We start from the raw sequence: 12,962 nt of genomic DNA, 5'->3' as shown, positions 1-12,962 counted from the left end.
CGCCCGTTGCCGGGCGAGCGTCGGGTCAGCCCTTGGCCGGCGAGGTGTCGCGCACGTCGGCCGGGGTCGGTGCCATTTGCAGGTGCAGGCGCTGGCCGGTGTAGGGCGTGTGCTTGCGCACCACGTCCATGTTCAGCTCGACACCCAGGCCCGGTTCGCTGGACGGGATGATGTAGCCGTCTTCCCATTGCAGCGGCCTGGTCAGCACTTCGGCATGGAAGCCGCCCCAGGTCTCGATGCTTTCCTGGATCAGGAAGTTCGGCGTGCAGGCCGCGAGCTGGAAGCTGGCCGCCGCGCCGATCGGACCGTTGTAGAGGTGCGGGGCAATCTGCGCGTAGTACACCTCGGCCAGGCTGGCGATCTTCTTCGCTTCCAGCAGGCCGCCGCAGCGCGCCACGTTCATCTGCAGGATCGACGCACCGCCGGCCTGCAGCAGCTTGAAGAACTCGTACTTGGTGGTCAGCCGCTCGCCGGTGGCGATGGGGATGCTGGTCTTGCCGGCCACCTGGGCCATGGCGTCTTCCTGGCCCGGCGGGATCGGCTCTTCGAACCACAACGGGTCGTACTTCTCCAGGCGCTTGGCCAGGCGGATCGCCGAAGACGGCACCATTTGCCCGTGCGTGCCGAACAGCAGGTCGCACTTGTCGCTCACCGCCTCGCGGATCTTGCGGCAGAAGGTTTCGCAGCGCTCCAGCACTTCCAGGGAAATCTGGTGCCCGGAGTACGCGGTGTACGGGCCGGCCGGGTCGAACTTCACCGCGGTGAAGCCCTTGTTCATGTTCTGCACCGCGCATTCGGCGGCCAGGTCCGGGTCGTCGTAGTCGTACTCGCCCTGGCTGTTGACCGGGTACAGGTAGGTGTAGGAACGCAGGCGCTCATGCACCTTGCCGCCGAGCAGTTCGTAGACCGGCTTGTTCGCCGCCTTGCCGATGATGTCCCAGCAGGCCATTTCCAGGCCGCTGACCACGCCCATCATGGTCAGGTCCGGGCGCTGGGTGAAGCCGCTCGAATAGGCCTGACGGAAGAAACGCTCGATGTGGTGCGGGTCCTGGTCGAGCAGGTAGCGCTCGAACACGTCCTCGATGATCGGCAGCATGGCCTTGGGGCCGAAGGTGGCGGCGTAGATCTCGCCGACGCCTTCGATACCGCAGGCGGTGCGCAGCTTGACGAACAGCCAGTACATGCCGCCGATGTGCGGTGGCGGTACGGCGACGATATGGGTTTCGAGAGCGACGATTTTCATCTCAGGCACCTGTGTTCTGAAGTCGGTTGTTGCGCTTGACCCGGGCCCGCAGTGCCACCGCGGCCAGGGTGCCGATCAGGCCCACGGCGCCGATGTAGCTGAAGTACAGCTTGTAGCCCAGGGCGCCAGGGTAGTGTTCGGTGAGGTAACCGTTGATCAGCGGAATGAAGGTGTCGGGCAGGTAGCCGACCACCGAAACGATGCCGATCGCCAGGCCGGTGATGCGCAGCGGAATGGCGCAGGTATCGAGGATTGCCCAGTACAGGCCACGGATGGCGTAGGTCATCAGGCCGATGAAGATCACCGTGGCGATCAGCAGGCCGAGGCTGTTCAGCGCCGGGAAGACGATCAGGCCGAAGATGCCCAGGGTGGCCAGGAGCATGGCGACGATCAGCACCGAGACGTTGCTGAACTTGTCACCCAGCCAGCCGCCGCCGATGCCGCCGATGGGGCGCATCCACAGTTTGATGGTGGTGATGGTGCCGGCCATGACGGCGGTCATGCCGCTGCCTTGCAGGTAGTCGGAGAAACTGTAGGTGGCCCAGAAGATGTGGTAGCCGCAGAACACAATGGCGGTCACCAGCCACAGCTCGGGGATCCTGACCAGGGTCGCGAGGTCGCTCAGCAGGTTGAACTTGCCCTTCTCCACCGCCTCGGTGCTTTCCATGGACTTGGGGTCCTTGAGCAGCACCAGCACACAGCCGATGGCGATACAGGTGAAGGAGTACAGGTAGACCACATGCTTGAAGCCTTCGGCGACCGATTCGCCGCGGGTTTCGGTGGCAAAGGCGAACAGCGCCAGGGCCACCGTGGCCAGCAGCGCTTCCACCAGGCCGCGACCGCCGTCGAGGATGCCGAAGAAACGGCCCTGCTCGGAGTGCCGGGCGATCATCTTGACCCGCTTGAGCACCGAGGCCCAGAAGGTCAGGCCGGTGGTCAGGCCCCAGCAGCCGAAGATGATCAGCAGGCCGGTCATCGACGGCGCGGTGGAATACCACAGGCCCAGCGCGCCGGTGGCCACCAGCGAGAAGAAGATCAGGAAACGCGGGGCGATGCGGTCAGCCAGCCAGCCGCTGGGCAGGTAGCTGAGCAGGAAGAGGGTGCCGAGCATGGAGTACAGGTAACCCAGCTCGCTGTGGTTGATCTGGAATACCTCGAGCATGGTGGTCTGGTAGACCTGCCGCAGGTAGAGGATCGGGTAGATCGCGCCGGCAGCGAGCACCAGCAGCATCAGTTGGAAATAGCGACTTCCCTTGTCGCTGGCGCCCGCGACGGGGGCGGCGGAACCCTGGACAGCAGCATTGGCAGCATGCTTGGACATTCTTGAGACCTCATTGTTTTTATTGGTATAGCGGGTTCACAGCGACAAGTTTCACGCTGCAAGCCACAAGAAAAACGCACCACGCACGGCTCTTGCTTGCAGCTCTGCGGCTTGAAGCTTGCAGCTTCAGTACTTCATGACCACCAGTCGGGTCTGGGTGAATTCGAGCATTCCGTGCTTGCCGTCATCGCCGCCCAGGCCCGAGCGTTTCCAGCCGGCGTGGAAGCCCTGGTACGGGTCGGCCGGGGTGCGATTGACATACAACTCGCCGGCCTCGATGGCGGCGGCGACCTTCATGGTGGTGCGGTAGTTTTCGGTGTAGAGCACCGACGACAGGCCGAACTGGTGGTCGTTGGCCATATCCAGCGCCTGGTCGATGCTGTGGTAGCGCAGCAGCGCCAGCACCGGGCCGAAGGTTTCTTCCTGGACGATTTCCATGTCCTGGCGGCAGTGGCTGAGCAGGGTCGGCGGGTAGAAATGACCCGGGCCCTGCGGAATGAAACCGCCGGTCTCCAGCACCGCGCCGACCGCGACCGCGCGCTCGACCATGGCGTGGATGTTGCGCCGGGAGGCGGCGTTGACCAGCGGCCCCATCCGCTGCGGATCCTCGGCACGGTCGCCGAAACGCACCGCGGCGAATTTCTCCTTGAGCAGCGCCAGCAGGCGGTCGTGCACGCTTTCGTGGGCGTAGACCCGCTCCACCGCCGTACACAACTGGCCGCAGTGGGTGGTCTTGGAACCGACGATATCGTTGGCGGCCTTTTCCAGGTCAGCGTCGGCTTCGACGATCACCGGGGTCTTGCCGCCCAGTTCCAGGGACGGCTTGGCGATGTTTTCCTTGCAGTAATCGAGGACGATGCGCCCGGCGTTGACGCTGCCGGTCAGGGTGATCAGGCCCACCGCCTTGTGGGTGCAGAGGCTGGCGGCGGTGGCGTGGTCCATGGTCAGGATGTTCAGCACGCCCGCTGGCAGGCCGGCCTGTTGTGCGGCGCGGGCAATTTCAAAGGCCGACAGCGGTGTGTTGTTGCTCGGCCGCACCACCACGGTATTGCCGGCGATCAGCGCCGGGGCGACTTTGCGCAGCAGGGTGTAGACCGGGTAGTTGAACGGAATCAGGCAGGCCACCACGCCGATCGGCTCGCGGTGCAGGAACAGGCGTTCGTCGGGGGTGTCGCTGGGGATGATCTCGCCTTCGATGCGCCGCGCCCACTCGGCGTGGTAGCGGGTGATTTGCGCCGCGTAGCGGGCCTCGTTGCTGGCGTCTTCCAGGCTCTTGCCGGACTCGGCGGCCAGCGCCTCGCCGATCTGCACGGCATGGGCGTCGAGGGCGTCGGCGAAGGCGCGCAGATGCTCGCCGCGCTCGATGCTGGTCAGCTTGCCCCAGGTTTTCTGCGCCACGGCAGCGGCGTCGACAGCGGCGATGGCCTCTTCTACGGTGGCCGCCGCGACCTGGCCGACCACGCTTTCCGTGGCCGGGTCCTGCACCGCAATCAGTGCCGCGCCGGCAGGCTCGATGAAGTGGCCATCAACAAAATTTCGCTCGATTCGCATCGTGGGTTGCCCATCGTTGTCACGTTGTTATTGACGGGCAGTGTTGTGATTCGGGGGCGGATGGACAAACGATTAATAGCGCAGGGGAACATTCGAAAAAGGCATGTTAGTGGTATTTTCCAAGGCCTCATCGCCGCGGCCCGGCGCACCGACACGCCAGCGATGAAGCCCCAGAAAGTCATCTCAAACAGCCGGACTAGACGGCTCCAACTGCCGCTGCGCCAGCCAGATTTCCTCCTGCAGCCACTGGCTGAACAACTGCAACTGCGGCGCATCGCGCTGTTCCGGGCGGGTCACCAGCCAGTAGGACTGATGCCCGTCCACATGCACGTTGAGCACCTGGGTCAGCCGTCCGCCGGCCAGTTCGGGAGCGACCATGTGCCAGTCGGCGATGGTGATGCCCAGGCCATCCACCGCAGCACGGATGGCCAGGTCCAGCAGGTCGAACTCATAGCCGCCCTGGGTATCCACGCCGCTGATGCGGGCGGCGTCCAGCCAGTGTTTCCAGGTGAGGTAGCGCTGGTCTTCGCGGGCCAGCACATGCAGCAACGTCATGCGGTTCAGGTCGATGCCCTGTTCGTCTTCCTCCCGGGCATACAACGACGGCGCGCACACGGCGATATGCCGCTCCTGAATCAGCAACGAGCTGTCCAGGCCATCCCACTCGCCGTTGCCGAAGCGGATCGCGCAATCGAGGGTGGCGGTTTCCGCGAGGCTGTCCTGCAAGCGCGTGGTAATGCTCAGTTCCAGCTCCGGGTGGCGCTCGCGCAGGCGCCCCAGCCGTGGCATCAGCCAGCGGCTGGTAAAGGTCGGCGGGGCATTGAGGTGCAGGCGGTTGGAATGGGTTTTCTGCTGGATGCTGCGCACGGTCATCTCGATCTTGTCGAACGACTGGTGCAGCGCCCGCAGCAGCACGCGCCCGGCATTGGTCAGCTCAAGGTGATGATGCCGGCGTTGCAGCAGATGCTCGCCCAGTTGCTCCTCCAGTTGCCGCACCTGACGGCTGACCGCGCTCTGGGTGACGTTGAGCAACTCGGCGGCGCGGGTGAAGCTGCCGGTGCTACCGGCCACCTCGAAGGCTTTGAGTGCGTTGAGACCTGGCATTTTGCGTTTCATGGAAGGCGCTCGGAAGACGGCTGACAAGGTTTGCAGTATTCCACGCGACAAGGACTCTTCCTACAAAGCCGACAAAATTCTCAGGCAGTAACCTGCGTTAAACGCAGGTTTGTCTCTCGATTTAATCGTTTGTCCCGCAAACGCCTGATGGCAACACTGCGCGCGTCTCACATAACAATAAACGAGAGCCGCCACATGCCCTTCACCGCTTCCCTGCGCTTGCAGTCCGTTTGTCTTGCCGCCTTGTCCAGCCTCGCCGTCCCGGCCATGGCGGTGCAGGTCACCGACCACCTCGACCTCGGTGGTGCCGTACGCGCCCGTTGGGACTACGACCCGGACCGCGACATCCAGAAGTTCAACTTCGACACTGCCTTCCTCACTGCCAAATACACCTCCGACACCTGGATCGGCGCCGCCAAGTACCGCTTCTACGGGCGCGCTTACCCGTACAAGTACACCAACAATGTCGGCGACGTGGCGTTCGCCGAAACCGCCTGGGTCGGCTATCGCTTCAACCCGGACCAGCAGATCCAGGTCGGCCTCAACCAGATTCCGTTCGGCCTGCAGCCGTACTTCGGCAGCACCTTCTTCGAAACCCTGGGCAACGTCATCGGCCTGGAGGATGTCGAGCAGATCGGCGCCAAGTACATTCAGCAGGTCGGCGACTGGAATATCCAGGCCGGCTACTACCTGCGCCCGGCCTGGCAAGGCAAAGGCACCAGCAATGGCCGCACCTACTCCACCGTGGTGTCCTCGGCCGACAGCTACGTCGAGGACGGCAGCGACAACCGCGAGCGCAACACCGCAGTGCTGCGCCTGGCCAAGGCCGTGCAGCTGGGCGACTGGAAATCCGAGGTCGGTGTGTCGGGCATGACTTCCACGCTGAAGAACAACGACACCGGCGACGACGGCCGGCGCAATGCCGTGGCGGTGCACTACCTGGGCAAGAACGGCCCGTGGGGCGTGCAGTTGATGGCGGCGCGGCAACAGATGTCACCGCGTAATGAAGGCACCGATGAAGTGGTCACCTTCGGCGGCTACGACGGCACGTTCAACGTCGCCAGCCGCGGCAACTTCTACGTTGCCGACCTCAGCTACGACGTCGACGGCAAATACCTGTTCGACCAGCTCAGCGGGATCAAGCTGTACGCCAACTACAGCGCCTTCGACAAATCAGCCTCGGGCTTCGACACCTCCGAGCGGCTGATTCTTGGCTCGTCGTTCTCACTGAGCAAATTGTGGATCGCCACCGAATGGCTGATCGGCAAGAACGATCCCTACATTGGTGGCAGCAGCTATGCGCAGAGCCTGGGCGCTGGCGGTAGTGATCAGTGGGAGAACCAGATTTACGTGAATATTGGTTACTACTTCTAGAAGCGCTGGAGCGGAGCTGCCAAACACATGCTCTATTTTGGCGCATCGCGAGCAAGCTCGCTCCTACAGGGGCATTCGCCGGTTCAGTGACCTGTAGGAGCGAGCTTGCTCGCGAAGCGCCGGATCAACCAAGACCGACACATGCCGTGCTCATCCGATCTCATAACCCCAACTACCGCCCCGGCCACACCACCGCCTGAGCCGCGATCACATGATGCTTGCTCGCATCGAAGGTGATGCTGGGCGAGCCATGCAACGCATAACCCAGCGCAAGCATTTCGGAAATGCGCTGGCAAAACGCGGAATCGTCGCGGCCGGTGATCAGGCGATAGACCGGCAGGCCATTAGGTGGAGTCGAGTTCATGGGTCTTCCTTGCGGGCCAGTGGATCAGGCCCGCGATCATAGCATTCAGCTATTTCCCCGGTGATCGCCTTCCCCGCCAATCGCCCGCGCCGCCCGTATCAGCGACAAATGCGTCAGCCCCTGCGGCAGGTTGCCCAAGTACTGGCCGCTGTCGGGATCGACCATCTCGGAATAAATCCCCACGCCGCGCCCCAGGCCATCCACCGCTTTGTCGAACCCGTCTTCGGCCCGCGCTTGCTGGCCGAGCAACGCCCAGGCTTCGATCATCCAGAAGGTACAGGCGAGGAAGCAGCCTTCCTCCAGTTCGACCTGGCTGTAGCGGTAGTGAAAAGCGCCACGGCCGAGTTCCCGCTGCACCGCCTCCAAGGTGCTGCGCAGGCGTTCCCGCTCGGGGTAGCTGAAGCGCACCGCGAGGGCGATCGAGGCGTCCAGCCGCTCGCTGTCCGGATAGAACTGGTAGCCCTGCAGCGTTTCGCTCCAGCAATGGGCTTCGATCCAGGCGTGGATACGCTGGCGCTCGCGGTCCCAGCGATCGCGGCACGTGGTGGGCAGGTGGCCGTGGTCGGCCAGTTCCACCGCGTGGTTGAGCGCCTGCCAGCAACTGATTTTCGAGGTGGTGTAATGGCGAATTTCCGGCAGTTCCCAGATACCTGAGTCAGGCTGGCGCCAGGTGTCGGCGCATTGGTCGGCGATGCCGCAAAGCAGCCTCGCACTGCGGGCATCGAGGACGTTGCCGCAGGCGATGAAACTGCGCACCGTCTCGAAGATATCGCCGTAGATGCCGTGCTGGATTTGCCCGGTGGCATTGTTGCCGACCACCGGCGGCGAGTATTTGTAGCCGGGCAACGGCAACGCACGGGCGCCCTCGCCCACCTCGCCTTGCAGCGTGTAGAACACCCGCACGCCGTGTTCGCTCAGGCGGTGCAGCAGCCAGGTCAGCGCCGCCTTGGCTTCCGGCTGGGCGCCCATGGTGAGGAAGGCCTCGATGATGTAACCGGCGTCCCGCACCCAGGCGAAACGGTAGTCGTAGTTCTTGGTGCCGCCGATGCGCTCGGGCAGCGAGGTGGTGGCCGCGGCCATGATCGCCCCGGTCGGCGAGGACAGCAGCAACTTCAGCGCCAGGGCGCTACGCACTACCAGGGTCTGGTACGGGCCGTCATAGCTCAGGCATTCGCTCCATTGCAGCCACTCGCGGTGCGAACCGTCGATACGCGCGTCGATCAGTTCCAGGCTCGGCACCACCAGCGGTTCATCGCGCCCGCTGACGATGGCCATGACCACCTTTTCGCCGGCCGCCACGCGCACCTCGGCGCGCACGCCAAGGTCGTCCTTGCGCTGGATCTGCAATTGCTCGCTGTAGATGAACATGCCGAGGATATGCCCGGCGTGAAACACGCAGCCGTTGCCGGTCGGGGCGAGAAACGGCGAGACGGTGTCGGCCTGGGTGCCGAAGTCGATCTTCACGGTGAAGTCGACGTGCCCTTCCACACCCTCCAGACGCCGCCCCAGCTCACCCCAGGGCAAGCGCCCGGCCGGGCCGCTGTTGAGCGACTCGACCAGGCGCACACGGCCACTGTCGGTGATGAACAGGGTTTCCAGCACGTTGCTGCCCGGCAGGTAACGGCGCTCGACGCGGTACGCCTGCTTCGGCGTGATCGCGAAATAGCCGCCATGCTGCGGCGCCAGCAGGCGGTCGAACAACGGCGGCGAGTCCATGTGCGGCACGCACCACCAGTCGATCGAACCGTCCCAGCCCACCAGCGCCACCGAGCGCCCGTCGCCGAGCGCCGCATAGCCTTCAAGCGGCAGCCAGCCACCGGCGTCGCGTTGCGGTTCGCCATGCTGGATGCCTTGTATCACGCGGTCTTCCACGGGGTCGCTCCGAAGTGGGGGTGTTTCCTTCGGACCGGTGGAGCCGCCGGCAAGTTCGCCTGGATCGCGCCTCAGAACTTCGCCCGCAACGCCACGTTGAAATTGCGTGGCTCGCCGTAGAAGTTCCAGTAGTTGTCGTTGCCGATGGTCTGGATGTACTTCTTGTCGAAGACGTTATCCAGGTTGTACTGCAACTCCAGGTGCTCGTTCAGCTCGTAGATCGCGTGCAGGCTGGTCAGGGCATAGCCGCGCTGCTGGATCTGGTAATTGGCCTCGCGGTTGGTGATCTTGCTCTGGGCGTACACGCTGCCGCCCACCCGCGCCTTGTTCAGCACACCCGGCAGGCGATAGTCGGTGGCGATCTTGAACAGGTGCCGTGGCGCCAGCGACGAGTAATCCTCGCCCTTCTGTTCGCCGCCGATGTACTTGGACTGCACGTAGGTATAGCCCGCCGACAGGTTCCATTCCTCGGTCAACGCGCCGTTCACCTCCAGCTCCACGCCGCGATTGCGGACTTTCTCGGAAGGCTCGTAGCAGTTGCACGGCAGCAGGTATTCGGCGCGGCCGGTCTGGTCGGCCTGGAACAGCGCGACGCTGGCATTCAGGCGCTTGTCGTAGAACTCGCCCTTGAGCCCCAGCTCGTAGTTGCTGCCGGTCATGGGGTCGAGGATCGAGCCGCTGGCGTCCAGGTTCGCCTGCGGCTTGAAGATTTCCGTGTAGCTGGCGTAGGCGGACAAGTTGTCGCTCAGTTCCTGGACCAGGCCGGCGTACGGCGTGATCTCGCGGTTTTTCGCGTACTCGGTGTTGCGCGGGATGCCGGTGGTGTTGGTCATGTTCTCGGTCTTGAACCAACTGACCCGGCTGCCGACGATGAACTTCGTGCTGTCGGTCAGGCTGAAGCGCGCCGCGCCGTAGACTCCGGATTGCTCCTGGGTGATGTTGTACTTCCACATGTTGGCGTTGAGCCCGGTCGGCTTGGGCGGGTTGAAGCCGGACAGGTCGTTCATGTCGAACTGATAGCCGTAACCGGCATCGCGGCCGCCGTGGTAGTCGAAATCGTCCTTGCGCACGTTGGCGCCCAGCACCAGTTCATGGCGCCGGCCCAGCAGCTCGAACGGGCCGGTGGCATAGCCGTCGACGCTGGTCTGGGTGTCGTCATAGAAGAAATGCCGCGGGTTGAGGCTGAAGCGGTCGCCGCTGACGCGCCAGGTGTAGTTGCCGAGAAAGTCCGACTTGGCCTTGATGTGGTTGGCGGCGACGATCAGTTTCCAGTCGTTGTCGAAGCTGTGCTGGATGTCGGCGAAGAAGGTGGTGTTGTTCTTGTTCAGCTTGTTCCACTTGCCGGTGAGGTTGGTCGAGCGCGACAGCGGGTAGAAGGCGCCGTCCTTGGCCGTTGGCAGGGCCGACCAGTCATAACCGGAGTTGCGGTCCTTCTGGTAGGAGAAACCCAGAGTCGCCATGGTGCTCGCCGACAGGTCCATTTCGACGATGCCGTAGAACAACTGGTTTTCTTTTTTCACGTTGTCCATGTAGCTGTTGGCGTCGTTGTAGCTGATGACCGTGCGCCCGCGCAGTGTGCCCTGCTCGTTCAGCGCCGACGACAGATCGACCAGGGTGCGGTAGTTGTCCCACGAGCCCACCGAGGTTTCCACCAGCGCCTGGGGTTCGGCGGTCGGCCGCTTGCGCACCAGGTTGATCGCCGCCGATGGCGTGCCCGCGCCTTCGGTCAGACCTGTGGCGCCGCGCACCACTTCGACACGGTCGTAGATGTCGGTGGCCGGTTTGGAGATGGCGTCCATCGAATAGGCGTTACCGACGTTGGTGGGCACGCCGTCGATCTGCAGGCTGTCCACCAACTGGCCGCGGGCCTGGTACAGCGAGCGCTCGCCGCCGTTCTTGATGACGATCACGCCGGTGGTGTTTTGCAGCACGTCGTCCAGGTCTTTCATGTTCTGGTCGTCCATGCGCTGGCGGGTGACCACGGTCACCGACTGCGGGGTTTCACGCTGGGTCATGTTCAGCCGCGTCGCGGTGGTGGTCGGGCCACGGGTGGCATACGAGGTGCTGCCCTCGGTGACACTCCCCGCCACCGCGCCGGTCACGGACGTGGCGCCGAGTTGCACGGCATCCTCTTGCACCGCGGCTTTTTCCAGCATGACGCTGCCAGCGCCGGTGGCGTGCCAGATCAGCCCGCTGCCCTGCAGCAAACGCTGCAACGCCGCCTCCGGTTCCTGACTGCCGCGCACCGCCGGGCTGCTCAGGCCCTGCACCAGCTCGCCGTTGTAAATCACCTGCAAACCGCTCTGCTCGGCCAGTTGATTGAGCGCCGAACCCAGCGACTGCGCGGGAATATCGAAAGCAACCGGCTCGGCCCACGCCAGCGCGGGCAACAGGCCCATCAGCAGCGTGGCGCGGCGCAAGGCGACGACGAGTGGACGGATACCGGTGGTGACGTGACGCATGTAAATCTCCCTAGCGAATGCAACGTATTATCGTTTTCGCCAAGGAAGACGGGTGACGCGCGCAGACCCGTAAAAAATTTTCACTTCAGCGTGGCTGCATCACCAGCACATAGTCGGTGTAGCGCTTGATAGTCATGGGGAACGCCTGTTCCAGGGTGGTCAGGGCGTCATCGAGGCGGTCGACGCGGAAGGTGCCGCTGACCCGCAATCCGCGCAGGCTGTCGTCGCCGATCAGCAGGTAGCCGGGGCGGTAGCGCTGCAATTCGGCGAGCACGTCCTCCAGCGGGGTCATGTCGAACACCAGCCGGCCATGCTGCCAGGCCAGGGCCTTGGCGGTATCGACCGGCTGCTTCGCCAACAGCGCCCCGCCCTGCCAGGTGACCTGTTCGCCGCCCGCCAGGGTGACGGCCGCGGCGTTGCCCTGCACCGCCACCCGCCCCTGGGCGACGGTGACCTGCACGCCGTTGTCCTGCTTGCGCACCGCGTAGACCGTGCCCAGCGCCGTGGCACTCAAGTCACCGGCGGCGACACGGAACGGCCGTTGTGGATCGTGGGCAACCTCGAACATCGCTTCGCCTCTGCGCAGGACGATCTCACGGCGGTCATCGCGCAGGGTGACATCAAGCGCCGAATCGGCGTCGAGGAAGATCCGCGAACCGTCGGCCAGGGTGATGCGCTGCTGTTCACCGCGGGCGGTGCGGTAGTCGGCATCCCAGGCCTGCTGCCGGGCCAGGCCGAGGCTCACGCCGATCACCAGCACTGCCGCCGTTGCCCAGTGCCAAATTCGCGGTGACCGGGGTCGCTCGACCGCAACTTCGACCTGCCCCGCGAGCTGCCACAGCCGCCGGGCCTCGACAAACGCCTGCTGGTGCTCCGGGTGTTCCTGGCACCAGGCGCGGGCGGCATCGACATCGGCCGGGCTGGCGTCGCCCGAAGTCAGGCGCACCACCCAGGCATGGGCAGTGGCGTGCAGTTGGTGGTGGGGATCGTGGCTATCGGACATGGCGGTCAACGCTGAAGACTTCGGCGCAAAAAGTCCAGCGCACCGGCGAGGCTTTTCTCCACCGTGCTCAGGGAAACGCCCAGCTCGCGGGCGACGTCCTTGTGCGCCATGCCCTGCAGCCGGCACATCAGGAAGATGCTTTTCGCCGGTTCGTCCATGCGCTGCCAGGCCGCATTCAGCGCTTCCAGCTCCTGGCTGGCGGCGACCGTGTCGATGAGTTCGGGGCTTTCGCCGGTGACTTCGAAGAGATAGGCCAGGCCCTGGTCGTGACGCTCGCGGGACGCCCGGCTGCGCACGTGGTCGATGACCAGATTGCGGCCGATGCGGAAAATGAAGGCGCGCAGATTGTCCACCGGCTTGCGTGGTCGCTGGCTGAGCATGCGCAGGTAGGTTTCCTGGGCGAGGTCGGCGGCGGTCTCGGTGCTTTGCAGTTGCCGATAAAGAAACACCCGCAACTCACGCGCATGCGCCTTGAAGGCCCGCTCCAGTTCTTCGGTGGTCATGCTCGACATGGCGGCCCATTGTCACTGCGGTGCGAGGGCGCAGACTTTATCGAGAACCATTCGCAAATTCAATCTCTTCGTCGGCGGCGTTTTTCTTTCTGGGCGGTGGCGTGATGTCGCGGCACTTCGCGAGCAAGCTCGCTCCTACAAGGC

Annotated in this window: 10 protein-coding genes; 1 reads left to right on the top strand and 9 read right to left on the bottom strand. The window is 64.2% G+C overall.

The window, feature by feature from the left end; genetic code table 11:
- Positions 1–25: 25 nt before the first annotated feature.
- From NTD82_RS27705 to NTD82_RS27690, 4 genes are all read right to left on the bottom strand, one after another.
- Entirely contained in the window at positions 26–1,243 is a 1,218-nt protein-coding gene (locus NTD82_RS27705; RefSeq protein WP_262131015.1) for a mandelate racemase/muconate lactonizing enzyme family protein, read from the bottom strand.
- A gap of 1 nt (position 1,244) precedes the next feature.
- Entirely contained in the window at positions 1,245–2,564 is a 1,320-nt protein-coding gene (locus NTD82_RS27700; RefSeq protein WP_095155328.1) for an MFS transporter, read from the bottom strand.
- 126 nt (positions 2,565–2,690) lie between these two features.
- Entirely contained in the window at positions 2,691–4,115 is a 1,425-nt protein-coding gene (gene aldA, locus NTD82_RS27695; RefSeq protein ID WP_095155329.1) for an aldehyde dehydrogenase, read from the bottom strand.
- Between the two features lie 183 nt (positions 4,116–4,298).
- Positions 4,299–5,231 carry a LysR substrate-binding domain-containing protein gene (locus NTD82_RS27690; RefSeq protein ID WP_095155330.1) on the bottom strand — a complete coding sequence of 311 codons (933 nt, stop codon included), beginning with the start codon at positions 5,229–5,231 and terminating at the stop codon, positions 4,299–4,301.
- Positions 5,232–5,426: 195 nt separating this feature from the next.
- On the opposite strand from NTD82_RS27690, the gene NTD82_RS27685 reads away from it, so the two are divergent.
- The gene (locus tag NTD82_RS27685; protein WP_262131013.1) at positions 5,427–6,605 is read left to right on the top strand and encodes a hypothetical protein; all 1,179 of its coding nucleotides are present in this window, start codon (positions 5,427–5,429) and stop codon (positions 6,603–6,605) included.
- Between the two features lie 172 nt (positions 6,606–6,777).
- Here the strand turns inward: NTD82_RS27685 and NTD82_RS27680 are convergent, their stop codons facing one another.
- The 5 genes from NTD82_RS27680 to NTD82_RS27660 form a co-directional block, all read right to left on the bottom strand.
- A complete protein-coding gene (locus NTD82_RS27680; protein WP_262131012.1) occupies positions 6,778–6,969 on the bottom strand; it encodes a DUF1737 domain-containing protein in 192 nt (63 codons plus the stop codon).
- 45 nt (positions 6,970–7,014) lie between these two features.
- Entirely contained in the window at positions 7,015–8,778 is a 1,764-nt protein-coding gene (locus NTD82_RS27675) for a glycoside hydrolase family 15 protein (protein ID WP_262131190.1), read from the bottom strand.
- A gap of 134 nt (positions 8,779–8,912) precedes the next feature.
- Positions 8,913–11,303, bottom strand: a complete 2,391-nt coding sequence (locus tag NTD82_RS27670; RefSeq protein WP_262131011.1) for a TonB-dependent siderophore receptor — start codon at positions 11,301–11,303, stop codon at positions 8,913–8,915.
- An 85-nt stretch (positions 11,304–11,388) separates the two neighbouring features.
- On the bottom strand, positions 11,389–12,306 hold the full coding sequence (locus NTD82_RS27665; protein ID WP_262131010.1) for a FecR family protein: 918 nt from the start codon (positions 12,304–12,306) through the stop codon (positions 11,389–11,391).
- A 5-nt stretch (positions 12,307–12,311) separates the two neighbouring features.
- Positions 12,312–12,818 (bottom strand): RNA polymerase sigma factor, encoded by a 507-nt coding sequence (locus tag NTD82_RS27660; protein ID WP_256587713.1) that lies wholly within the window; start codon positions 12,816–12,818, stop codon positions 12,312–12,314.
- Between the last annotated feature and the right edge of the window lie 144 nt (positions 12,819–12,962).

It is taken from the genome of Pseudomonas sp. 5P_5.1_Bac1, from assembly GCF_025466015.1.
Lineage (GTDB): Bacteria > Pseudomonadota > Gammaproteobacteria > Pseudomonadales > Pseudomonadaceae > Aquipseudomonas.
The sequence above is the reverse complement of the archived record's forward strand: the minus strand, read 5'-3'. Positions and strand labels throughout refer to the sequence as shown.